Annotated in this window: 20 protein-coding genes; 16 read left to right on the forward strand and 4 right to left on the reverse strand. The window is 69.6% G+C overall.

Translation table 11 applies throughout. The annotated features are described in order from the left end of the window. Positions 1-173: 173 nt before the first annotated feature. The 11 genes from AC07RM_RS10860 (at position 174) to AC07RM_RS10910 (ending at position 18223) form a co-directional block, all read left to right on the forward strand. Positions 174-1223, forward strand: coding sequence for an SPFH domain-containing protein (locus AC07RM_RS10860; RefSeq protein WP_495321339.1), 1050 nt, complete (start codon positions 174-176; stop codon positions 1221-1223). 103 nt (positions 1224-1326) lie between these two features. Further along, complete coding sequence (locus AC07RM_RS10865) at positions 1327-2820, forward strand: DUF4178 domain-containing protein (protein ID WP_495334447.1); 1494 nt, start codon at positions 1327-1329, stop codon at positions 2818-2820. Between the two features lie 63 nt (positions 2821-2883). Further along, positions 2884-3102 carry a DUF350 domain-containing protein gene (locus AC07RM_RS10870; protein ID WP_019653703.1) on the forward strand — a complete coding sequence of 73 codons (219 nt, stop codon included), beginning with the start codon at positions 2884-2886 and terminating at the stop codon, positions 3100-3102. After that, on the forward strand, positions 3099-4664 hold the full coding sequence (locus AC07RM_RS10875) for a polyamine aminopropyltransferase (protein ID WP_495334448.1): 1566 nt from the start codon (positions 3099-3101) through the stop codon (positions 4662-4664). The genes AC07RM_RS10870 and AC07RM_RS10875 overlap by 4 nt, the downstream gene beginning before the upstream one ends. Before the next feature lie 19 nt (positions 4665-4683). After that, positions 4684-6315 (forward strand): FAD-dependent oxidoreductase, encoded by a 1632-nt coding sequence (locus tag AC07RM_RS10880; protein WP_495334449.1) that lies wholly within the window; start codon positions 4684-4686, stop codon positions 6313-6315. Continuing rightward, complete coding sequence (locus AC07RM_RS10885) at positions 6312-7430, forward strand: saccharopine dehydrogenase family protein (protein ID WP_495334450.1); 1119 nt, start codon at positions 6312-6314, stop codon at positions 7428-7430. Before AC07RM_RS10880 ends, AC07RM_RS10885 begins: the two co-directional genes overlap by 4 nt. Then, entirely contained in the window at positions 7427-7804 is a 378-nt protein-coding gene (locus tag AC07RM_RS10890) for a DoxX-like family protein (protein WP_296795632.1), read from the forward strand. The genes AC07RM_RS10885 and AC07RM_RS10890 overlap by 4 nt, the downstream gene beginning before the upstream one ends. Beyond that, positions 7801-8277 carry a DUF2269 family protein gene (locus AC07RM_RS10895; protein WP_208513843.1) on the forward strand — a complete coding sequence of 159 codons (477 nt, stop codon included), beginning with the start codon at positions 7801-7803 and terminating at the stop codon, positions 8275-8277. Before AC07RM_RS10890 ends, AC07RM_RS10895 begins: the two co-directional genes overlap by 4 nt. Positions 8278-8392: 115 nt before the next feature. After that, positions 8393-14416 (forward strand): alpha-2-macroglobulin, encoded by a 6024-nt coding sequence (locus AC07RM_RS10900; RefSeq protein ID WP_495334451.1) that lies wholly within the window; start codon positions 8393-8395, stop codon positions 14414-14416. A gap of 20 nt (positions 14417-14436) precedes the next feature. After that, positions 14437-16794 carry a penicillin-binding protein 1C gene (gene pbpC, locus AC07RM_RS10905; RefSeq protein ID WP_495334452.1) on the forward strand — a complete coding sequence of 786 codons (2358 nt, stop codon included), beginning with the start codon at positions 14437-14439 and terminating at the stop codon, positions 16792-16794. Positions 16795-16867: 73 nt separating this feature from the next. Further along, the gene (locus AC07RM_RS10910; protein ID WP_495334453.1) at positions 16868-18223 is read left to right on the forward strand and encodes an esterase-like activity of phytase family protein; all 1356 of its coding nucleotides are present in this window, start codon (positions 16868-16870) and stop codon (positions 18221-18223) included. Positions 18224-18232: 9 nt separating this feature from the next. Here the strand turns inward: AC07RM_RS10910 and AC07RM_RS10915 are convergent, their stop codons facing one another. The 4 genes from AC07RM_RS10915 to AC07RM_RS10930 form a co-directional block, all read right to left on the reverse strand. Beyond that, on the reverse strand, positions 18233-18760 hold the full coding sequence (locus AC07RM_RS10915; RefSeq protein WP_495334454.1) for a Mor transcription activator family protein: 528 nt from the start codon (positions 18758-18760) through the stop codon (positions 18233-18235). 286 nt (positions 18761-19046) lie between these two features. Beyond that, complete coding sequence (locus tag AC07RM_RS10920) at positions 19047-19658, reverse strand: DUF3164 family protein (protein WP_093343537.1); 612 nt, start codon at positions 19656-19658, stop codon at positions 19047-19049. Between the two features lie 49 nt (positions 19659-19707). Further along, the gene (locus AC07RM_RS10925; protein ID WP_495334455.1) at positions 19708-20160 is read right to left on the reverse strand and encodes a hypothetical protein; all 453 of its coding nucleotides are present in this window, start codon (positions 20158-20160) and stop codon (positions 19708-19710) included. Then, complete coding sequence (locus tag AC07RM_RS10930; protein ID WP_495334456.1) at positions 20157-20675, reverse strand: hypothetical protein; 519 nt, start codon at positions 20673-20675, stop codon at positions 20157-20159. The genes AC07RM_RS10925 and AC07RM_RS10930 overlap by 4 nt, the downstream gene beginning before the upstream one ends. A 350-nt stretch (positions 20676-21025) precedes the next feature. Here AC07RM_RS10930 and AC07RM_RS10935 point away from each other — a divergent pair, with 350 nt between their 5' ends. The 5 genes from AC07RM_RS10935 to AC07RM_RS10955 all read left to right on the forward strand — a co-directional run bounded on the left by AC07RM_RS10935 (position 21026) and on the right by AC07RM_RS10955 (position 23990). After that, on the forward strand, positions 21026-21706 hold the full coding sequence (locus tag AC07RM_RS10935) for an XRE family transcriptional regulator (protein ID WP_177239340.1): 681 nt from the start codon (positions 21026-21028) through the stop codon (positions 21704-21706). Between the two features lie 126 nt (positions 21707-21832). After that, a complete protein-coding gene (locus AC07RM_RS10940; protein WP_208513531.1) occupies positions 21833-22402 on the forward strand; it encodes a lysozyme in 570 nt (189 codons plus the stop codon). Beyond that, positions 22399-23043, forward strand: a complete 645-nt coding sequence (locus tag AC07RM_RS10945; RefSeq protein ID WP_495334457.1) for a hypothetical protein — start codon at positions 22399-22401, stop codon at positions 23041-23043. Before AC07RM_RS10940 ends, AC07RM_RS10945 begins: the two co-directional genes overlap by 4 nt. Then, a complete protein-coding gene (locus AC07RM_RS10950; RefSeq protein WP_281078879.1) occupies positions 23040-23309 on the forward strand; it encodes a hypothetical protein in 270 nt (89 codons plus the stop codon). Before AC07RM_RS10945 ends, AC07RM_RS10950 begins: the two co-directional genes overlap by 4 nt. Positions 23310-23498: 189 nt before the next feature. Further along, positions 23499-23990 carry a hypothetical protein gene (locus AC07RM_RS10955; protein ID WP_495334458.1) on the forward strand — a complete coding sequence of 164 codons (492 nt, stop codon included), beginning with the start codon at positions 23499-23501 and terminating at the stop codon, positions 23988-23990. Positions 23991-24187 lie beyond the last annotated feature (197 nt).

Genomic DNA, 24187 nt, shown 5'->3' on the forward strand with positions numbered 1-24187 from the left:
TGCTCCTGAGGCGCTTCTTCTGGGGGCGCCGATTGTAGACCTCGGACGATGACGGACTATGACGCCTGGCCAGGGTGCAGCCATGACCAAAATGACCAAAAGCACGGGTCCGCGGTCAAGTCGCTGTGGCAATATGCCAAGTCCGCACAAAAACCCTCTAGAGGAGCGCAGCCATGGCCCTGATGGATTTCATCAAGAAACAGTTCATCGACATCATCCAGTGGACCGAGTCCGGCGATGGCACGCTGGCCTGGCGCTTCCCGATGGCGGAAATGGAAATCCAGAACGGCGCCTCGCTGACGGTGCGCGAGTCGCAGGTCGCGGTGTTCGTCAACGAAGGCCAGGTGGCCGACGTGTTCGGCCCCGGCATGTACAAGCTCAGCACGCAGACGCTGCCGGTGCTGACGTACCTGAAGAACTGGGACAAGCTCTTCGAGTCCCCGTTCAAGAGCGACGTCTACTTCTTCAGCACGCGCCAGCAGGTCGACCAGAAGTGGGGCACGCCGCAGCCCATCACCATCCGCGACAAGGACTTCGGCGCCGTGCGCCTGCGCGCCTTCGGTAACTACTCGTTCCGCATCGGCGACGCCAAGCTGTTCCACACCGAGATCTCGGGCACGCGCGACATCTACACGGTGGCCGACCTCGACGGCCAGCTGCGCGGCCTGGTGCTGCAGAACATCAGCAACGCCATCGCCTCCAGCGGCGTGCCCTTCCTCGACCTCGCGGCCAACCAGATCCAGTTCGCGCAGGCGCTGGCGGCCCAGCTGGTGCCCGAGTTCGCCAAGATCGGCATCAAGCTCGAGAACATCACGGTCCAGAACGTCTCGCTGCCCGAGGAACTGCAGAAGATCCTCGACCAGAAGATTGGCATGGGCATGGTCGGCAACGACATGGGCAAGTTCATGCAGTACCAGACGGCGCAGGCGATCCCCAAGTTCGCCGAAGGCGCTGCCAACGGCGGCGGCATCGCGGGCGACGCGATGGGCCTGGGCGCCGGCGTGGCGCTCGGTCAGGTGCTGGCGCAGAACCTCGCGCAGGGCCTGAGCCCGAACGCGGCGGCGCAGGCGGCCGCGACCCAGCAGCAGCCGGCGGTGGCGGTGGTGAACCCCAACGACGTGATGACCACGCTCGAGAAGCTCGGCGAACTCAAGACCAAGGGCATCCTGACCCAGGAAGAGTTCGACGCCAAGAAGGTCGAACTGCTCAAGAAGCTGGTCTGATCCGGCGCTATGTTCTGTATAGCGCCTGACGCCCGCTCGACGGGCGTGAGAGGCATGATCGGCTGGAAGAATGCTGCGGGCCTCGCGCCCGCGCGTGCGCGCCATGGCTGAGGAAGCCGGCGGCACCCAGCGCTACTACCGCGCGCCCTGCCCCGGCTGCGGCGCGCCGGTCGAGTTCCGATCGGCCCAGTCGACCCATGCGGTCTGCCCCTATTGCCAGAGCACCGTCGTGCGCCAGGGCGACACGCTCGCGCGCACCGGCAAGATGGCCGAGCTGTTCGACGACTTCAGCCCGCTGCAGCTGTTCGCCGCGGGTCGGATCCAGGACAAGCCCTTCACCATCGTCGGCCGGCTCCAGTACAAGTACGCCGGCGGCCGCTGGACCGAGTGGATCGCGGCCCTCGACGGCGACCGCACCGGCGTGCTCAGCGAGGACAACGGCGCCTACGTTTTCTCGCTGCCGTTCGAACTGCAGCGCACGGCACCGGCCGCGGCCGACCTGCGCGTGGGCGCCACCAGCGCCTTCAACGGCCAGAGCTACACCGTCGCCTCGAACGAGGAAGTGACGCTGGTCTCGGCGCAGGGCGAACTGCCGCACCTGCCCGAGCTCGGCCGGCCGTTCCAGGTGGTCGAACTGCGCAACGACAAGGGCCTGGTGCTGAGCCTGGACTACGGCTCGCAGCCGCCGGCCGCCTCGCTGGGCCGTTCGGTCGATCTCGAATCGCTGCAGCTCACCGGGCTGCGCGAGGACTCGGCCAAGGACGAGAAGGGCCGCAGCTTCAACTGCCCCAACTGCGGCTCGCCGGTCACGCTCAACCTGGCCGACAGCAAGAGCGTCACCTGCCGCTCGTGCAACAGCATCATCGACCTCACGCAGGGCATCGGCGGCGAGCTCAAGCATGCGGCGCAGAACGAGCCGGTGCGCCCGCTGATCGCGCTGGGCAGCATGGGCCAGCTGCAGGGCGCCCAGTGGCAGGTGGTGGGTTTCCAGCACCGCATGGGCAGCGAGCCCGGCGACGACGAGCAGTTCGGCTGGGACGAATACCTGCTCTACAACAAGAAGCGCGGCTTCAGCTTCCTGGTCGACGCCGAGGACGGCTGGAGCATGGTGCGCCCCACCACCGGCGCGCCGGTGATGGCCGAGAACGGCAGCACCGCCACCTACCTCGGCAAGCGCTACCAGCAGCAGTACGCCTACAACGCCGAGACCACCTACGTGGCCGGCGAGTTCTACTGGCAGGTCGAGCGCGGGCAGAAGACCTTCAACCGCGACTTCGCGGTCGGCGGCGCCCTGCTGTCGATGGAGCGCTCGGTCAACGAGCTCACCTGGTCCTCGGGCAGCAAGATCGACAGCGGCGCGGTCGCCACGGCCTTCAAGCTCGACGCCAAGAAGGACCTGTTCGAGCGCTCCGACGCGTCGCCGGTCAGCGCGGCCTCGGGGCTGGGTTGCGGCACGATCGTGGTGATCGCGATCGTGATCATCGTGCTGCTCATCATCCTGAGCACCTGCAGCAGCAGCAGCGGCGGTTCGGGCGGCGGCTACCGCAGCTCGGGCGGCTCCTACGGCGGCTCCTCGAGCGGCGGCGGCCACAAATGACGAAGATCGCGCTGCCGCTGCCGATTCATCGACTGATAGATACAGATACGACTGGAGGTCCCCATGGGATTTGAATGGCTGAAACCTGGCGTGGTCCTCGGATCGCTCGTGTACGCGCTGATCGGCGTGGTGATCTTCTGGCTCTGCTTCCTGATCATCGACAAGATCACGCCCTATGACCTCTGGGGCGAGATCGTCGAGAAGCAGAACGTGGCGCTGGGCCTGGTCGTCGCCGCGATGAGCCTGGGCATCAGCATCATCGTCGCCGCCGCCATCCATTGAGCGAGGAGCAGGCCCTGTCCGCGCGCCCGGCCGATGCGCGCGGGCCGCAGCCCGTCGAGATCGCGCTGCTCGCCAGCGTCTTCGTGGTCGCCGCCTGCGGGCTGGTCTACGAACTCAGCGCGGCGGCGCTCAGCTCCTACCTGCTGGGCGACTCGGTGCTGCAGTTCAGCACCATCATCGGCACCTACCTGTTCGCGATGGGCGTGGGCTCGTGGCTGTCGCGCTATTTCGACCGCCAGCTGCCGGCCCACTTCCTGCGCATCGAGCTGATGGTGGCGCTGATCGGCGGCGCGCTGCCGGCCGTGCTGTTCCTGGCCAACGCCTACGCGCCGGGCGCGTTCCGGCTGCTGCTGTACGGGCTGGTGGTCGTGGTGGGCACGCTGGTCGGGCTCGAGATCCCGCTGGTGATGCGCATCCTGCGGCGCAACGTCGCGCTCAAGAACCTGGTGTCGCAGGTGCTGACCTTCGACTACCTCGGCGCGCTCGCGGTGTCGGTGGCCTTCCCGCTGATCCTGGTGCCGCAGCTCGGCATGATCCGCACCGGCCTGCTGTTCGGCTTCATGAACGCGGCGGTGGCGGTGTGGGCGCTCTGGCTGTTCCGCCACGAGCTGCGGCGCGTGGGTGCGCATGCGCTGGCCTGCTTCCTGTCGCTGGCGGCGCTGCTTGGCGGCTTCATCGGCGCCGACCACATCACCACGCTGGCCGAGGACAAGTTCTACCAGGACCGCATCGTCTTCAGCGCCACCTCGCCCTACCAGCGCATCGTGGTCACGCGCGGGCTGCTCGGGCACCGGCTGTTCCTCAACGGCAACCTGCAGTTCGCCGAGCGCGACGAGTACCGTTATCACGAGGCGCTGGTGCACCCCGTGATGGCCGCGCACGGCGCACCCAAGAAGGTGGCGGTGCTCGGCGGCGGCGACGGCATGGCGGTGCGCGAGGTGCTCAAGTACCCCTCGGTGGAATCGGTCACGCTGGTCGAGCTCGACCCGAACATGACGAAGCTGTTCACCGAGCACGAGACGCTGGCCGCGCTCAACGGCCATTCGCTGTCGTCGCCGAAGCTCAAGATCGTCAACACCGATGCCTTCCAGTGGCTGCAGCAGCGCGGCGACGACGACCTGTTCGACGTGATCGTGGTCGACTTCCCCGATCCCACCAACTTCGCGATCGGCAAGCTCTACACCAACAGCTTCTACGCGCTGCTCGACAAGCGCCTCGCGGCCAGCGGCTACGCGGTGATCCAGACCACTTCGCCGCTGGTGGCGCGCAAGAGCTTCTGGACCGTGGCGCAGACGGTCGAGTCGGTGGGCCTGACCGCGACGCCCTACCACGTGCACGTGCCGAGCTTCGGCGAATGGGGCTTCATCATCGCGAGCCACCGCCCCTACCGGAAGCCCGACGCGCTGCCCGCGGGCCTGCGTTTCCTGTCCGCGCCCACGCTGCCGCTGATGTTCGACTTCCCGCTCGACATGGCGCGCGTGCCGGCCGAGGTCAACCGGCTTTCCAACCAGGTCCTCGTCACCACCTACGAACAGGAGTGGGGCAAGGTCATGGCACATTGAGCGCGCGGGCGATGCGGCCATGAGGCGGCGCAGCTTCCTCGGCACGGTCGGCGCCGCCGGCGCGCTCGCGCTCGCCGGCTGCGATGCGTCGCCGCCCATCGAAGGCGGCTTCACCGGCATCGACATGGCGCGCGGCCACGCGATGCGCGACGGCACGCTGAAGTCGCGCGCGCCCGCGAGCACCCGCAAGACCCGCGTGCTGATCGCCGGCGGTGGCGTCGCGGGGCTCGCGGCGGCGCGTGCGCTGCGCCTCGCGGGCATCGACGACTTCGCGCTGCTCGAGCTCGAGGACAGCGCGGGCGGCAATGCGCGCGGCGGCATGGTCAACGGCATCGCCTGTCCGCTCGGCGCGCACTACCTGCCGGTGCCCGGCGACGATGCGCGCGAGGTGCAGGACCTGCTCGAGGAACTGGGCCTGCGCCGGCGCGTGGCCGGCCGCTGGGAATACGACGAGCGCACGCTGTGCCACAGCCCGCAGGAGCGGCTGTTCTTCCACGGCGAGTGGCAGGACGGCCTGCTGCCGGTGCATGGCGTGGGCGCCGACACGCAGGCGCAGTACCGCCGCTTCGCGCAGCGCATCGACGCGCTCCAGCATGCGGCCCACTTCGCCATTCCCACGCTCAAGGTCGCGGTCACGCCCGAGCTGCTGGCGCTCGATGCGCAGGCCTTCTCGGCCTGGCTCGACCGCGAGGGCTTCAGCGACGACCACTTGCGCTGGTACCTCGACTACTGCTGCCGCGACGACTACGGCGCGGGCATCGAGCAGGTCTCGGCCTGGGCCGGCATCCACTACTTCGCGAGCCGGCACGGCTTCCACGCACCCGGCGATCCGTCGGGCAGCGCCAACGACACCAACCCCGAGCGCGACGGCGTGCTGACCTGGCCCGAGGGCAACAGCTGGCTCACGAAGCAGCTGGCCGCGCCGCTGGGCGAACGGCTGCGCACCGGCCAGGTGGTCGTGCGCATCGCCGAGGTGCGTGGCGGCGTCGAGGTCGATGCCTGGGATGCCGCCTCGCAATCGCTGGTGCGCTGGCAGGCCGCGCATTGCATCGTCGCGCTGCCGGTGTTCGTCGCCGCGCGCGTGGTCGAGAACGCGCCCGCGGTGCTCGCGCATGCCGCCGCGCATGTGCGCCATGCGCCCTGGCTGGTGGCCAACGTGCACCTGCGCGGCCCGCTGGTCGACCGCCCCGGCGCCGCACCGAGCTGGGACAACGTGGTCTACGGCACGCGCGGCCTCGGCTATGTCGATGCGCGCCACCAGACGCTCGACCCCACGCCCCGCGGCACCGTGCTGAGCTGGTACCGCCCGCTGGGCCCGAGCCGCTACGACGCGGGCGACGGCCGCCGCCTGCTGCTCGAGCGGCCGTGGACCGGCTGGCGCGACGACCTGCTGGCCGAGCTCTCGGTGCCGCACCCCGACCTGCCCGCGCTGGCCACGCGCATCGAGATCACGCGCTACGGGCACGCCATGGCCATTCCGCGGCCCGGCCTGCTGGCGCAGATCGGTTCGCAGCGCACCGCGCCCGACGACGCGCACCGCGGCAGCGTGATCGCGGGCCGGCTGTCGTTCGCGCATGCCGACTGGTCGGGCTATTCGATCTTCGAGGAAGCCTTCACGCGCGGGCACGTGGCCGGAGCGAGCCTGGCATGAAGACGCTGGTGCTCGGCGGCTACGGCAACTTCGGCGCGCGCATCAGCCGCGCGCTGGCCGCCGATGCGGCCATCGAGCTGCTGGTGGGTGGCCGTGATCTCGAACGGGCGACGGCCTTCACGCAATCACTGGCGATAGGGGCGCGCGCCGTCCGCGTCGACGCGCAGTCGCCGGATTTCGCGCAGGGCTTGCGCGAGCTGGGCGTCGAGCTCGTCATCCACACGGCCGGCCCGTTCCAGAACCAGGACTACCGCGTGCCGCAGGCGGTGGCCGCCGCCGGCGCGCACTACATCGACCTGGCCGACGGCCGTCGCTTCGTCTGCGACTTTCCCGCGGCGCACGATGAAGTGTTCCGCGCGGCAGGCCGCACGGCCGTCACGGGCGCGAGCACCGTGCCTGCCCTCTCCTCGGCCGTGGTCGACCACCTCGCGGCCGGCTGGCAAGGCGTCCGCAGCATCGACATCTGCATCGCCCCCGCCCAAGGCGCGCCGCGCGGCGAGGCCACGCTCGCGGGCGTGCTCGCCTACTGCGGCGCGCCGATCCGCGTCTGGCAGGACGGCCGCTGGACCGAGCAGCCCGGCTGGGCTCGACCGTCGACCGTGCGCTTCGCGCGCATGCGCCCGCGCCGCGGCGCGCTGTGCGATATCCCCGATCTCGAACTCTTCCCGGCGCGCCATGCCGGCGTGCAGTCGGTGATGTTCCGCGCCGCGCTCGAGGTGGGCCTCACGCAGCAGGCCTTCGCCTTCCTGGCGGCCCTGCGCCGCATCGGCCTGCTGCCCGCGCCGCAGAAGCTGGCGCCGCTGCTGCATGCCACGGGCGGCCTGTTCGATGCGTTCGGCAGCGCGCTCGGCGGCATGGTGGTGCGCGTCGAAGGCGTCGACGCACGAGGCGCCGCCGCGCACCGCGCCTGGCACATCGCGGCCGACGACAACCATGGGCCCGAGATTCCCTGCATGGCCGCCATCCTGCTGGCGCGCCGGCTCGCGCGCGGCGATGCGCTGCCCGTTGGCGCGCAGGCCTGCATGGGCTTGCTCGCGCTGCCCGAGTTCGAACCCGAGTTCGCGCGCTGGGGCATGGTGACGGACGTGGTCGACGAAACGCCGCGAATGCCATGACCCGCCCGGCCGACGACGACCGCCTGCTGCGCCTGAGCCTCGTCGCGGTCTGGCTGGTCACGGCCGTCGTCAGCATCGTCGAACTCGACGGGCAGAGCCGTCGGGTGCTGGCCGAGGCCGGCATCGCCTCGCCGCCCTGGCTGGTGCAACTGCTGATCGTCGGCGGCGCGGCGGCAGACCTCGTCGTCGGTCTCGCGCTGTGGTGGCGGCCGGGTCGCGCCAGCTACCTCGCTGCGCTCGGCCTGCTGCTGCTCATGACGGCGGTCGCCACCGGCCTGCAGCCGGCGCTGTGGCTGCATCCGCTGGGCCCGCTGCTCAAGAACCTGCCGATCGCCGCGCTGCTGTGGCACCTGTACCGGCGTGCCGTGCCATGAACACCTACCTGGTCCTCAAGTGGCTGCACATCGTCTCGAGCGTGCTGATGGTCGGCACCGGGCTGGGATCGGCCTTCTACATGTTCTTCGCCAACCGCAGCGGCAGCGTGGCGGCGCAGGCGGTGGTGAGCCGGCTGGTGGTGCGCGCCGACTGGTGGTTCACCACGCCCACCGTGATCCTGCAGCCGGCCACCGGCTTCGCACTCGCCCACATGGCGGGCTGGCCGTTGTCCACGCCGTGGCTCGCGCTGTCGCTGGGGCTGTTCGTGTTCGCGGGCGCCTGCTGGCTGCCCGTGGTGTGGCTGCAGATCCGCATGGCCGCGATCGCCGGGCAGGCGCAGCGCGACGGCCTGCCGTTGCCGCCGCTGTATGCACGCTATCAGCGCTGGTGGGAGTGGCTCGGCTACCCTGCCTTCGTGGCCATGGTCGTGGTCTTCTGGCTCATGGTGAACAAGCCCGCGCTCTCGCCCTGAGCCGGGCCGGGGCGCGGGCCTGTGCGGTTTTCACACAGACTTCACACACGCCGCCATGGGTTCACAGACCGCGGACAGACTGCCAGACGCCGACAAAAACACCGGGGGAGCCTCCATGCTTCAAGTTGCCAATCGAAAACTCGCGTCGCTCAGCGACGTGCTCTTCACCGGGCTGGGCCGCGCGCTCGGCTTCCTGCGCCCGCTCGCACGCGGGCTCATCGGTTCCTGGCGACCCCCGGGCTGGCTGCGCATCGCGGGTGCCCTGCTGCTGCTGGGACTGCAATGGCTGCAGCAGCGGCTCGCCTGGGTGCTGCTGCTGGTGCTGCTGGCGCTCGCGGGGTGGATGGCCAGCCCGCAGCTCCTGAAGTGGTGGCATGGCCTCACTCCCGACCGCGTCGAGCCCGTGGTGGCGACCGCGCAGATCGTGCCGCCGCCGCGCACGCAGATCGAGCTCGACAAGGGGCCCAATCCGGTCGTCATCAACTTCTCGGCCTCGGTCGCGCCGATCGCGCGTGTCGGCCAGGAAGCGACCGGCGTTGCCATCGAGCCCGCCATCGCCGGCCGCTGGACCTGGACCGATGCCAAGAAGCTGGAGTTCCTGCCCGCGCAGGACTGGCCGGTGGGCCAGGCCTACAAGGTGCAGCTCTCGAAGGAGGCGCTCGCGCCGCACATCGAGATCGAACAGCGCAAGTACGACTTCAGCTCGGCCGAGTTCAGCGCCCGCATCGCGAGCGCCGAGTTCTACCAGGACCCGGTGCAGGCCAACGTACGGCGCGCGCTGTTCCAGGTGCGCTTCTCGCATCCCGTGAACACCGCCGAGTTCGAGAAGCGGCTGGTGCTGACCTACGACCAGGCCTGCAGCAGCTCGTTCTTCAGCGTCGGCAAATGCGCGAGCGAGAAGTTCACGGTCAGCTACGACAAGCTGCGCCTCACGGCCACAGTCCAGTCCGAGCCCCTGCCCATTCCCGAGAAGACCCGCCCCGTGCTGCTGAGCCTCACCGCCGGCGCGGTGGCGCAGAAGGGCGGCCCGGGCCAGCGCAACGACGTCTCGCGCGCGGTCGACATCCCCGGCCTCTTCAGCCTCGACATCGCGAGCGTCGAACCCACCATCGTCACCGGCGAGAACGGCGAGCCCGAGCACGTGATGCATGTCAGCGCCTCGATGCCGGTGCACGAGCGCGAGATGGCGCGCCTGGTGCAGGCCTGGCTGCTGCCGGCCACCGAAGATCCCAAGGGCGACCCGGAAGACAAGTTCGACTGGTCCGCCGATCCCGCGAAGATCACCGACGCGGTGCTGCGCCGCGCGAAGAAGATCGGCCTGCAGCCCATCGCCAGCGAGCGCGAGGTGACCGAGACGGTCAGCTTCCGCCTGCCGCAGGCCGAGGGCGGGCGCTACCTGCTGGTGCGCGTGGCCAAGGGCCTGAAGACGCCCGGCGGCTACCAGCTCGGCACGGCCTTCCAGAGCGTGCAGCTGCTCAAGACTTTCGCGCCCGAGCTCACGATCATGAGCCAGGGTTCGCTGCTCGCGCTGTCGGGCGAGCGCAAGCTGCCGATCCTGGTGCGCGACCTGCCGGGCGTGCGCGTCGAGATCGGACGCCTGCTGCCGCAGCAGCTGCAGCACCTGGTGACGCAGAGCAACGGCGATTTCTCGCATCCCAAGTTCTACGGCGGCCTCGGCACCGACAACCTGGTCGACCGCTTCGAGAAGCAGATCCCGCTCGCCATTCCGCCCGGCAAGGCGCACTACGAGACGGTCGATTTCGCCGAGTACCTGCGCAGCGACATCAGCGACCGGCGCGGCGTGTTCCTGCTCAAGGTGCAGGGTTTCGATCCCAAGGCGAAGAAGAAGCCCGAGGGCGAAGCGGACGCCACCGAGGCGTCGTCCGAGGACGAGGAGCAGCAGTCCTCGGGCGAGGACGAGGGCAACCCCGAGAGCGGCAACCCCGAGGACCAGAAGGACGAGCGGCTGGTGCTGGTCACCGACCTGGGCATCGTCGCCAAGAAGTCGCTCGACGGCACGCGCGACGTGTTCGTGCAGAGCATCGCCAACGGCCAGCCCGTGGGCGGCGCGCTGGTCGAGGTGTGGGGCCGCAACGGCATGATCGTGGCGTCGCAGGCCACCGACGCCACGGGCCGCGCGAAGCTGCCGAACCTCGCGGGTTTCCAGCGCGAGAAGCAGCCGGTGGTGCTGGTGGTGCGCAAGGACGGCGACCTGAGCTTCCTGCCCTTCAACAAGACCGACCGCACGCTCGACATCTCGCGCTTCGACGTCGGCGGCCTGCGCGCGGCCGGCGTGCCGAACCAGATGACGGCCTACGTCTTCAGCGACCGCGGCATCTACCGCCCGGGCGACACCATGCACATCGCGATGATGGTGAAGGCCGGCAACTGGGGCACCTCGCTGCGCGACCTGCCGCTCGAAGCCGAGATCATCGATGCGCGCGGCCTGAGCGTGCGGCGCGAGAAGCTGCGCCTCGGCCCTGGCGGCGCGGCCGAGATCGCGCACGCCACGCAGGACACTTCGCCCACCGGCAACTACACCGTCAACCTCTACCTGCCGCGCGAGTCCTCGCCCGGCGCGCCCGAGGTGCAGGGGCTGCTGCTGGGCAGCACCACGGTGAAGGTGCAGGAGTTCCTGCCCGACCGCACCAAGGTCACGGCCAAGCTCAGCAGCGAGATCGCCGAAGGCTGGGTCAAGCCGAAGGACATGAAGGCGCTGATCGACGTGCAGAACCTGTTCGGCACGCCCGCGCCCGACCGCAAGGTCGAGGGCACGCTCACGCTGAGCCCGGCCTTCCCGGTGTTCCGCGCCTTCGCCGACTACGCCTTCTTCGATCCGCAGCGCGCGGCCGAGAAGCAGGTGGACGACCTCGGCAGCGTGCAGACCAGCGCCGAGGGCAAGGCCGAGTTCGACCTGCGGCTGTCGCGCTTCGAGGCCGCCACCTACCAGGTGCACGTGCTGGCCAAGGCCTTCGAGCCCGAGGGCGGGCGCAGCGTGTCGGCCGAGGCGCGCACGCTGGTGAGCGACCTCCCCTACCTGGTGGGCGTCAAGGTCGACGGCGACACCGGCTACGTGAGCAAGGGCGCGGCGCGCAACGCGCACGTGATCGCGATCGACCCGCAGGCGAAGAAGACCGCGGTGGCCGATCTCGTGCTGCAGCGCGTGGAGCGCAAGGTGCTGTCGGTGCTGATCAAGCAGGACAACGGCCTGTACCGCTACGAATCGCGCCGCAAGGAGATCGTGCTCGACGAGAAGCCGCTGACCATCGCCGCGGCCGGCAACAACGTGGCGCTCGACACCGGCACGCCCGGCAACTTCGCCTACGTGGTGCGCAATGCCGGCGGGCTCGAGCTCAACCGCGTCGAGTACAGCGTGGCGGGCAACGCCAACGTCAGCCGCTCGCTCGACCGCAATGCCGAGCTGCAGCTCACGCTGGACCGCAAGGACTACGAGCCCGGACAGGAGATCGAGGTCAGCATCCGCGCGCCCTACGTTGGCGCCGGCCTGATCACCATCGAGCGTGACAAGGTCTATGCGCATGCCTGGTTCAAGACCGACAAGACCGCCTCGGTGCAGAAGATCGTGCTGCCCAAGGACTTCGAGGGCACCGGCTACATCAACGTGCACTTCGTGCGCGACCCGGCCTCGGACGAGGTCTACATGAGCCCGCTGTCCTACGGCATCGCGCCCTTCGCGACCAGCCTGTCGAAGCGCACGGCCAACCTGCAGCTCACGAGCACCGAGCTCGTGAAGCCCGGCCAGACCGTGAAGATGAAGCTCACCAGCGACCAGCCCACGCGCGCCGTGGTGTTCGCGGTCGACGAGGGCATCCTGCAGGTGGCGCGCTACAAGACGCCCGACCCGCTCAAGCACTTCTTCCAGAAGCGCGCGCTCGAGGTCGGCACCCTGCAGACGCTCGACCTGATCCTGCCCGAGTTCAAGAAGCTGATGCAGGGCGCCGCGCCCGGCGGCGACGGCGAAGGCGAGCTCGGCAAGCACCTGAACCCGTTCAAGCGCAAGCGCGACAAGCCGGTGGCCTACTGGTCGGGCCTGGTCGACGTGAACGGCAGCCGCGAGTTCAGCTACACCGTGCCCGAGAGCTTCAACGGCAGCCTGCGCGTGATGGCGGTGGCCGTGAACGACGAGACCACCGCCGCGAAGAGCACCCGCACCACGGTGCGCGGCGACATGGTGATCCTGCCGAACGCGCCGCTCGCGATGGCGCCCGGCGACACGGTCGAGGTCGGCGTGGGTCTGGCCAACAACATCGCGGGCTCGGGCAAGGAAGCGCCGATCGCGCTCACGCTCACCGTCTCGGGCGGGCTCGAGGTGGTCGGCGACGCGACGCAGACGCTCAAGGTCAACGAGCGCGGCGAGGCCAGCACGAAGTTCAACGTGCGCGCCAAGCCCGGGGAGCAAGCGGTGCTGGGTTCGTCGGCGCTGGTGTTCACCTCCACGCACAAGAACTTCAGCGCGCGGCTCGCCACCGAGGTGAGCGTGCGACCCGCCTCGCCCTTCGTCTCGCTGGTGCAGGCCGGCAGCTTCCAGCGCTCGGGCGAGATCGCGAGCAAGGGCGACTTCTATCCGAATTTCCGCCGCAGCGACCTCGCGGTGTCGGCCGCGCCCTGGGCCTTCGCCACCGGCTTGATGCAATACCTCGAGGCCTATCCGCATGGCTGCACCGAGCAGATCACGAGCCAGACCTTCCCGGCCGTGCTGCTCGCGAGCCGGCCCGAGCTGCTGAAGGAAATGGCGCGCGGCCGCACGGCCGACCAGGGCCCGCTGCCCGAGGCGCGCAAGACGCTCGAGCGCTACCTCGTGCAGCTGCGCGCGCGCCAGACGGCCGACGGCGGCTTCTCGCTGTGGCCCGGCGCGGGTGCCGACCCGTTCGCGACGCTCTATGCGGTGCACCTGCTGGTGGAGGCGCGCGACCACAAGCTGCCGGTGCCGCAGGACCTGCTGCAGCGCGCCAACACCTACCTGCAGGGCTGGCTCGGCAGCGGCGACCCGTCGCTCGACGGCTGGCGCCAGCGCACGCAGGCCGCCTACCTGCTGACGCGCCAGGGCATCGTGGTGCCGGCCGCGCTGGCCAACCTGCGCGAGACCTGGCGCAACCAGCAGGCCAAGCAGACCGCGGGCTGGAGCGACGACCTCGGCGCCGTCTACCTCGCGGCGAGCTACCAGCTCGTGAAGCAGGAGCAGGTGGCCAACGAGCTGCTCAACCCCGTGTGGGCCGACCTGCTCGCGCGCAGCGAGAAGAACCAGCGCCGCAACGTCTGGGGTCGCTACTACGACCCGCTGGTGCACGACAGCATGATGCTGCACCTGGTGGGCCGGCACTTCCCCGCGCGGCTCAAGACGCTGAAGCCCGCCGTCTGGGAAGGCATGGCCGGCATGGTGCGCGACGGCTGGTACAACAGCCTGTCGTCGGCCGCGATGCTGATGGCGGTCGATGCCTACTTCGATGCGGTGGCGCAGAACGCCGAGGGCAAGCTCACGGCCTCGGCCATCGATGCGCAGGGCAAGGCCGCGGCGCTCGCGCTCGGCGCCGTCAACCCGGTGGCGCGCGCCGCGGTGCCCGCCGGCACCGCGAAGCTGGGCCTCTCGAACGACAGCGACTTCAACCTCTACTACAGCTGGACCGAGCAGGGCTTCGAACGCAAGCTGCCCGACACCGCGGTGAACCAGGGACTCGAGGTGTTCCACGAAGTGCTCGATGCCAAGGGCAACCCGGTCACCAAGGTGAAGCTCGGCGAAGAGGTCACCGTGCGGGTGCGTGTGCGCAGCCTCGAGCGGCCGCAGATCTCCGACGTCGCGCTGGTCGACCTGCTGCCCGGTGGCCTCGAGCCCGTGCTGCAGGCCGTGGGCGACGACGCCGAGGGCGAGAACGCGGACGCGCCGGTCTGGAAGAAGCGCCTGGGCGGCAACGGCTCGTGGAAGGTGCAGTACGCCGACATCCGCGAGGACCGGGTGGTGTTCTACGGCAGCGTCGACAAGAACCTGCTCGAGGTGACCTACAAGGCACGCGCCACCAACGTCGGCGACTTCGTGGTGCCCGCGGCCTACGGCGAGGCGATGTACGACCGGCGCATCTACGCGCGCTCGGCCGGTGCGCGCTTCCAGGTGGTCGCGAACTGAGGCGAGGCGGGAGCGAACCCATGACCGCGAAGAGCACGCGTTCCGCATGGCGAGGCCGGGGTCGCCGCCTGCTGATCGCGGGCGTGCTGCTGGCCCTGCTGCTCGCGCTGCTGCGGCTGTGGCCGCATGCGCCGCTCAGCGAGACCGTGGGCAGCTCGCGCGCCGTCTATGCGCGCGGCGGCGAGCTGTTGCGGCTCACGCTCGCGGCCGACGAGCAGTACCGGCTGTGGGTGCCGCTAGCGCGCATCTCGCCCACCCTGATCGACGCGGTGCTGCTCTACGAGGACCGGCGCTTCTACGCCCACCCGGGCGTCAATCCCGCGGCGCTGGTGCGCAGCGCCTGGCGCATCGCGAGCGGCGAGCGCCGCCAGGGCGGCTCCACCCTCACGATGCAGCTCGCGCGCCGGCTCTACGGCATCGACAGCCGCACGGCCGGCGGCAAGATCGCGCAGATCGCCGCCGCGCTGTGGATCGAGGCGCGCCACGGCAAGCGCGAGATCCTCGAGGCCTACCTCAACACCGCGCCCTATGGCGGCAACATCGAGGGCGTGCAGGCCGCGAGCCTGATCTACTTCCGCAAGGATGCCGCCAGGCTCAGCCTGCCCGAGGCGCTCACGCTCGCGGTGATTCCGCAGAACCCGGTCAAGCGCATCGCCGAGCGCGGCCGCAACACCGAGCTGCAGGCCGCGCGCGAACGGCTCTGGGCGCTGTGGGCCGAGCGCGATCCCGCCGCGCGCCAGCATGCGCCCGATGCGCAGCTCGTGCTCTCGGCGCAGTCGCGCGGCAGCCTGCCCTTCCTGGCGCCGCACCTCACCGACATGCTGCTCGCGCAGCCGCGAAGCGATGCCGGCGTCGCGGCGCCGGTCGAGATCCGCGCCACCATCGACCTGCGCATGCAGTCCACGCTCGAGCGCGTGATGGCCCAGTACCTGCGCACGCATGCCGACGTCGGCATGAACAACGCGAGTGCGCTGCTGCTCGATGCCTCGACCATGCAGGTGCGCGCGCTGATCGGCTCGGCCGACTGGCACGACGATGCCATCGCGGGCCAGGTCAACGGCACCCAGGCCAAGCGCTCGCCGGGCTCCACGCTCAAGCCCTTCATCTACGCGCTCGCGCTCGACCAGGGCCTGCTGCATCCGAAGACCATGCTGAAGGACGCACCGACCGCCTTCGGTCCCTACACGCCCGAGAACTTCGACCATCGCTTCGCGGGGCCGCTGTCGGCGCAGGAGGCGCTGATCCGCAGCCGCAACGTGCCCGCGGTGGCGGTGGCCGCGAAGCTCTCGAAGCCGGGCCTCTACGACTTCATGCGGCTGGCCGGCGTGCAGAAGCTGCAGAGCGAATCGCACTACGGCCTCGCGCTGGTGCTCGGCGGCGGCGAGGTCACGCCCGAGGAGCTCGCGGGCCTCTACGGCACCCTGGCCAATGGCGGCATCGCGCAGCCGCTGCGCTACACCGAGCCCTCGCCCGACGAGCGGCCCGCACAGCCGCTGCGGCTGCTGAGCGAAGAGGCTTCTTTCATCACGCTCGACATGCTGCGCCAGACGCCGCGCCCCGACACCACCCTGCCCGCGCGGCCCGCCATCGCCTGGAAGACCGGCACCTCCTGGGGCTTTCGCGATGCCTGGACCGCGGGCGTGTTCGGCCGCCACGTGCTGGTGGTGTGGGTCGGCAACTTCGACGGCAGCAGCAACCCCGCGCTGGTGGGTGTCGACGCGGCCGCGCCGCTGTTCCTGCGCATGGTCGACGCGCTGCGCGCCGAGCGGCTCGATCCTGGCGAGGTTGCCGTCACGCAGCCGGCCAACCTGCGCCAGGTCGAGGTCTGCGCCGCCACCGGCGGCCTGCCCGATGCGCTGTGCCCGGTGCGCACGCGCACCTGGTTCATCGCCGGCAAGTCGCCGATCCAGGTCAGCAACTTGCACCGCGCCGTGTGGGTCGACGAGACCACGGGCAAGGTGGTCTGCGGTCCGCAGCCGAACGCGCGCCAGCAGGTGGTCGAGCAATGGGGCAGCGACATGCGCCGCCTGTTCCGCCAGGCCGGCCTGCCGCGCGCCAGCGTGCCCGCCGACGGCTGCGAGCAGAAGGACGCGGGCGCGCCCGAGGCCGCCCCGCTCATCAGCTCGCCGCTGCGCGGCGTGCGCCACACGCTGCGCGTGGCCAGGCCCGAGCCGCTGGTGCTGCGCGCCGAGGCCGCCGCGGGCACGCAGACCCTCTACTGGTTCGCCGACGATGCGCTGGTCGGCCGCGCCGCGCCCGGGGAAGGCATCGCCTGGATGCCCGACCTGGCCGAGTCGGGCCGGCGCTATGTGCTGCGCGTCGTCGACGACCAGGGTCGGGCCGAGTCGCGTGAAGTGATCGTCGATATCGCACCTTAGTGGCAGTCATGTCACCGCGGCGTCACGCGTGGTCGGCAAGGTCTCGCGTTTTCGACTCGGACTCCCGACCTCCATGAAGAAGACGCGCCTTTCCCTCCTCGCCCTGGCCGCCGCCGCTGCGTTCGCCGCCACCGGTGCCTCGGCCCAGACCGCCTTCCCCGCCACCCTCGCCGGCCATGCCGTGCTGCCGGCGCAGAGCTTCGTCGCCGCGCCCAAGGATGCGCCGGCCGACCTGCAGGTCAGCGGCAAGTTCACCACGCCCAAGCGCGTGGAAGCCATCGGCAGCGTCGAGGGCCTCTCGGGCGGCCGCGGCACCGGCGTGTCGCTGCCCTTCAAGGGCCAGCCGCTGCAGGGCCACTCGGGCATCAAGAAGATGGACGACGGCAGCTTCTGGATCCTCACCGACAACGGTGCCGGCGCGAAGGCCAACTCGCCCGACTTCATGCTCTACCTCAACCACTACAAGGTCGACTTCAAGAGCGGCAAGTTCCAGCGCCTGGCCACCGTGTTCCTGCACGACCCCGACAAGAAGGTGCCGTTCCGCATCGTCCACGAGGGCAGCAAGCAGCGCTACCTGACCGGTTCCGACTTCGATCCCGAGAGCTTCCAGTTCGCCGGCGGCGCGCTGTGGATCGGCGAGGAGTTCGGTCCCTACCTGATCAAGGCCGACCTCAAGGGCAAGGTGCTCTCCGTGTTCGACACCCAGGTCGACGGCAAGGTCGTGCGCTCGCCCGACAACCCGGCCGTGACCACGCCGGGCGTGCCCGGCGGCGCGGTCGACTTCCAGATCAAGCGCTCCAAGGGCTTCGAGGGCATGGCCGCCTCGAAGGACGGCAGCAAGCTCTACGCGCTGCTCGAAGGCCCGGTGTGGAACGCCGAGGCCAAGGACTTCGAGAAAGTCGAGGGCAAGGAAGCGCTGCGCGTGCTCGAGTTCGACGTGGCGGGCGAGAAGTGGACCGGCCGCCACTGGAAGTACGTGCTCGAGGCCAACGGCAACGCAATCGGCGACTTCAACATGATCGACGGCACCACGGGCCTGATCATCGAGCGCGACAACGGCGAAGGCACCAGCGACAAGGCCTGCCCCGAAGGCCAGAAGCGCACCGACTGCTTCCACGACATCGCGAAGTTCAAGCGCGTCTACAAGGTCGAGCTCAGCGACGCCAACGTCGGCGGCCCGGTGCGCAAGATCGGCTACATCGACCTGCTGAACATCGCCGACCCCGACAAGCTCGCGCGCAAGCCGCTCAACGACGGCGTGCTCAAGTTCCCGTTCTTCACCATCGAGAACGTCGACGTGGTGGATGCCACCCACATCGTCGTCGGCAACGACAACAACCTGCCCTTCTCGAGCAGCCGCGAGCCGAACAAGGCCGACGACAACGAGCTGGTGCTGCTCGAGGCGGGGGCGCTGCTGCAGGCGAAGTGAGGGCGGCGCTCATCCGTGCGAAGCCTCCGCGACGATCCGCGAGATCTGCCGCTCGACGAGCCGGTGCTCGGCGGCCAGCGCGCGGATCGACTTGCCCGCGTCGAACTCCGCCCGGATCCGGTCGTTGCGCGCGGCATTGAGGGCCCTGCGCCCGGTCGGCAGCTCGAAGCGCAGCCCGATCCCGTCGATGCCGTACTCGGCGCTCAGCGTGCGCAGGTTCTCGAAACCGATCACCGCGACGAAGGGATGGTCCTCGGCGGGATGGGCGGGGATGTAGATCCTCGAGCCGCCGAAGCGCTCGACGAAGCGCATGGTGGCCGGCAGGCCGATGAGGCGGATGAGCTCCTGCAGCCTCGGCGGCAGCAGATCGGTCGTCGAGCGGCCGGCGCTCGGCTCCGCGCGGCGCGGCGCCGTCGCGCCGCAGCGGTTCGAGCGCGGTGCGGACCGGACGCAGCTCGCCGGCGAACGCGGCGTGCCGTCCCGGCCCTGCATCAGGCCGCTCCACATGCCGCCGCTGTCCGGCGCGTCGTCCTCCATGGCATGCACGGGACACGGGGTTCTGCTCACAAATTCCGGGGGATTCATTTCTGTCGATCTCGTGTTGCGGTCGGTGGAGGGGCGCGCCGGCGCGCCGGCGTGGCGGCGTGGCGGCGGGACGGCGGGACGGTGGGTCAGATGTCGGTCGGGCCGATCTGCACCTTGGGCGGTGCAGGCGGAGCCGGGTCGCTGGTTTCATGCGGCGGTCCGCATGTCTCGCATGCCGCGGGCGGTGCGCCCGGCTCGAGCGGGCGGCACCAGGCGCAGAGGGTGTGCGCGGGCGCCGTCATGCCGCCGCCACGTCGAGGTGGATGGGCGTGTACTCGCCCGTTGCGTCATCGCGCTCGTAGAAGCGGATGTAGGGCTTGGTCCCGGCGATCCTCATGCTGTCGCCGATGGCCTGCATGGCCTGCTGCCATTTCTCGTCGGCGATCTCCAGCCGTCGCAGCGCGAGCACGCGGGCGGTGTTGATCCGGCCCTGCCGGTCGATGCGGAAGGCATCGTTGACCAGCAGGCGGATGTTGGCGTTGATGTCCTTGCTCCAGTTCTGGATGCATTCGTCGATCAGCGCCTTGGCCGCCTGCAGCCGGCCGTCGAACGAAATGGTGTCCTGCACGCGGCGCTCGACCTTGTGCCGCCCGTCGGCGCTCACCAGCGTCACGTTGCCTTTCTTGCCGCCCCGGTGCACGTCGTAGTCCATGAGGCTGCGCTCGAGGAACTCGTGCACCGTGCTCATCGCCGCGACCTTGAAGCCCACCAGCGCCGCGCTCTGGCGCTTGGCTTCCTCGCAGAGCTGGCGGACCACGTGGTGGCGGTCGCGGTCGATGGGCTTGATCGTCGGGCGCGGCATCGACGCCTCGAGCTGCCGATGGCCTGGATGTGCGTGCATCTGTTGCATGTGAACTCCTCTGGAATGGTTGGAAAAAGGGCGGGGCGCTCGGATGGCGTCAGCCACCCGGCGCGGAAAGCGGCGACGGTGCGCGATAGGGACAGCGGCGCCCGAGCAGGACGCTGGGGATGCGGGTGAAGTCCATCGCACCCTGGCGTACCGCGGCCGGAACCGGCGGCCGGTAGACGCTGGTGCCGAGCATCGGGATCTGGCGCGCCGCGGCGATCCGTTCAGTCAGCGGCCCGGTTCCCGATTTCCACCGGCGCTTGCCCCGCGCTCCGATGCGATGGATGTGGCCGGCCCTGGCCAGCAGCGACAGCAACTGGCGCAGCCCCGAGCAGGCCGGGTCGTCGCGGTGGTCGGCGATGCGCGTCCGCAGCACGCGATCGAGCTCCGTCTGCGAAGCCGCGCCGCGGTCCTGTAGGTGGCCGAGGATCGCGCGCCGCGCCGCATCGGCGTGCCGCCCGAAAGGCAGGGGAACGGAATGCCCGCAAGGGCATGGCTGTGTCATGCGAAAGCTCCTTCGGAACTGAATGCGCAGGCGCGGAGTGCCACGTGTTGCGCGGCGATGGCATAGGTCGGCTGCTGGGGCGCCGAAGGCAGCAGGCGGCACTGGAGAAGGCCGCTGGCATGCAGCGCCTGCAGCTGCGTCTCGATGGCCTCGAGGTCGCCGGCCGAAGACCAGTGGCGCGCCAGATTCGGCGCCGACCACCAGCCGCCTTCCTTGCGCAGCGTCGCGCAGATGCGCCGGGCCAGGACGCTGCCTGCCGCGTGGTCCGCCGCATGGCGGGACGGCTTCGCGCCGGCCGGGCCTTCGCCGCCGTGACCCAGCACCTCGAGCACGCGCCGGGCGATCCGGGTGGTCGTGGCCTGGCCCGTGCCGTATTTCCCGGTGCCGTTGAGCACCTGGCTCACCGTGCCGCCGCTCAGGCCGAGCCGGGCGGCGATGGCGGCCTGCCTGCGTCCGTGGCAGGCGGCGCGCAGCAGCACGAACCACCGTTCGTCCATGTAGCCGGGCGCGTTCATCGGATCATCTCCCCGCTCCGGCGACCTTCCACAGACCCGAAAGCACGCACTTCGGCCTGAAGTTCAAAACCGGCTAGAGTGCGGAGGAGACAAAAAAACACCATAAACAGTGTTTTTCCGACTCTGATGAGACACATGGTCATTGCTTAATCGCATTTTGTGTTTGTTACCGTAATGATAAACACAAATCGAGTTAAACATTTGGGATGAAACCTATGAAAGGTGTCTCGTGGATAAAAGTCGTGTTTCGTGTTGACTGAAACCTGATTTATGTCTAGTGTTGATGCTATGAAGTCGAATCGAGGTTTGTCTTGACACCGCCACCGTCTCCTCCCGTCGACGAAGGCCACGTGAAATCGCGCGTGGGCGAACTGGCGCACGCCCAGGGCGGCCGCGTACGGGATCTGCGCAAGCAAAAGGGGCTGACGATCGAAGACCTGGCCCAGCGCAGCGGCCTGCACTTCAATACCGTCGGCCGCATCGAGCGCGGCGTGAGCGATCCCAGCCTGGAACAGCTCTACGTGATCGCGCTGGCGCTCGGCGTCGATCCCGCCGAGTTCAATCCCTTTCCCGCCGGCAAGGCGGGCGCGCCGCCCTCGGGGCTCGATGACGAGCTGTTCGTGCTGATCGACCTGCTCGATGTCCAGGTCAGCGCGGGAAACGGCGCCTTCAATGGATCGCAGGAAAACATGGGCCGCTTCGCGTTCAGCCGCTCCTGGATGACGCGCAAGGGCGTCAAGCCGGCCAGCGCGAGGATCGTGCATGCGCGCGGCGATTCGATGGCCGACAAGATCAACGACGGCGACATCCTGCTGGTCGACACCGCCATCCGGTCGCTCGAGCAGGACGGCGTCTATGTCATCCAGCTCGACGGCCACGACTACGTCAAGGTCCTGCAACGGGACTTCTCGACCGGCGGCCTGCAGATCATCAGCTACAACCCGGCCTACAAGCCGCAGATGCTGAGCGCGGAACAGGCGGCCGACCTGCGGATCAGCGGCCGCGTCGTCTGGCACGGCGGCGAGATCTGACCCCGCGCTTCATGGGCCGGAGGCCGCCGCCGGCATAGCGCCGCGGCCTTGCCCGCGCCCTTCGCACCCCCTCGGCGGACACCTGTCCGCCTCAGTGTTCGATGCCCTTTGCCAGACCATCTGGTCATGGGCAACAACAACATCCATCCATCGAATGCGTCGCGTCCGCGAGCGCGAGGCGGCATCACCCGGCAGGCACTCGCCACGCTGGCGTTGAGCGCGGCGGGCCTGGTCGGCATCGTCGCGCGCGAGGGTTACAGCGACCGGGCCTACCCGGATCCGGTTCACGGCAGCGCCGTCCCCACGATCGGCTTCGGCTCGACCGACGGCGTGCGCATGGGCGACACCACCACGCCGGTGCCCGCGCTCGAGCGTGCATTGCGCGACATCCGCAGCTACGAGGGCGCGCTCAAGCAATGCGTGAAGGTGCCGCTGCACCAGGCCGAGTACGACGCGTACGTGAGCCTGGCCTACAACATCGGTGCCTTCAATTTCTGCACGGGCGGACGCGAAGGCCGCGTGTCCACGCTCGTGACCCGGCTCAATGCCGAGGACTACGAAGGGGCCTGCAACGCCATCCTGGACTGGAAGTACGCGGGCGGCACCGACTGCTCCGCGCCGGGCAACAAGGTCTGCGCGGGCCTCTGGAAAGACCGCCTGCGCCTGCATGCGCAATGCCTGAAGGCCGCCGGATGAGCAGCAGCTCCAGGGCCTGGCTCCGTCTCGCCGGGGCGATGCTGGCGATCGGCCTTCTCGCGGCGCTCGCCGCCGCCATCCACGAGGCCGGCGCGACACGCGAGCGCCTGGTCTGGCAGGGCAGGGAGGCGCAGCGCAATGCCGCCGCCGCCGAGGCCCTGCGCAAGGAATACGAACGCGGCCGCGCCGCCTCCACCCGCTATCAGCTGGACGCGGGCGCGCTGCAGACCCGCTATCTCGCTCTCGAAGGAATCTCCCATGAACTGCGCCAGCGCGTGGCTCTCGTGCTCCCTCCCGTCACTGCGCGTGATCGCCCTGATCGGGTCCCACGCGGCGCGCAGGCTCCTGCGCCGTTGCCGCACGATGCCGTCGAGGCGGCACCGCCAGGCGCTGTCGGCGACGATCGCCATCGCCTCAGCCTCGCTGCTGTGTGGATGTGGAACAGCGCGCTGGCGGGAACCGATGTCCCTGCCGGTGCCTGCGGATCTGCTGATACCTCCGACGCGGCCTGTGCTGCTGACTCCGGTCTTGCCGTCGACGACGCGTGGGACAACCAGCGGCTCAATGCGCGTGCCTGCGCCGCCGACCGGCTCCGCCACGCCGCGTTGATCGAGTTCCTCACGCAGAGGCCCGTGCCATGAACGATCCGGAAATCCGCGCCCAGGAGCTGTTCTTGCTCGGGCAGATCCACGGCCTGGTGTCGGCGCTCAAGGAGGGCCAGGACCGGCAGAACAGGCGCATGGACGCCGTCGACGCGCGCTTCGACGCACTCGACAGCCGCCTGCGCGCGGTGGAGCAGCGTGCCGCGGCCTTCGGCGCCGCATCGGGCGGTGCCATGGCCATCGCGACCGCCCTGCTCGCGGAGAGCCTCAAGCAATGGTTTCGCAGCAATGCCAGCGGCAACTGATGAGCGTCGCGCGGCCATCGGCGGACAGATGTCCGCCTCGGCGATCGGGGCTTCGTCGGAGACAGTGGACCCAACGACCGAGAAGAACGCCACCGCATCTTTCTGCCGCCCCGTTCGTCGCCGTTCGATGACTTTTCTTATTGCAACTGCCGTGCATCGTGTGCATGGCATGACCGTCGGAGCCTACGCATGACCTCTCTCGCCGCCATCCGCACCGCCATCGTCCAGACGCTGGGTACCGTGCCCGCCATCGGCCGCGTGCACGACCGCGAGCGCTATCTCGCGGACGAGGCGGCGCTGCGCGCACTCTTCCTGCACGAGCTGCCCGATCACGCCCTGCAGCTGCGCGGCTGGTGGCTGCGCCGCGCGCAGACCAGCGAACACGCGCTGAATGCGGTGCGTGGTGTCGCCATCGACACCTGGACCCTGCGCGGCTACCTCGCCTTCGACGACGCCGCGGGTTCCGAGCTCGTGTTCGATGCCCTGATCGAAGCCATCCGCGATGCGGTGCGCGCCGATCCGACGCTCGGCGGCGCCTGCGCGCTCTCGCCGCTGAAGGACGAGGACGAAGACACCGAGGACACCGACGGCGTGCAGGTCGCGGAGGTGGGTCTCGTCGATTTCTCCGGCCTCAAGTGCCATGGCGCCACGTTGCGATTGAGGACCTGGCGCTACCTCTGAGCGTCCGCGCTTTTTCCACCCGCTGATGGCGGGTGCCGAACGGCGATGTGTCCGTTCGGTCCCGCCGCTCTCCATCTGCGCCGCATGCACGCATCGGCAAGGACGGCATCGACGCGCCCGTGTGAACCGGGCGGTCGTGCCAGGCGCATCGCGCAATCGGTGCGTGTTTTTCGGCTCTTTCGATTCCATCCCTTTTT

The organism is Variovorax sp. GW821-FHT09B05 (genome assembly GCF_059418265.1).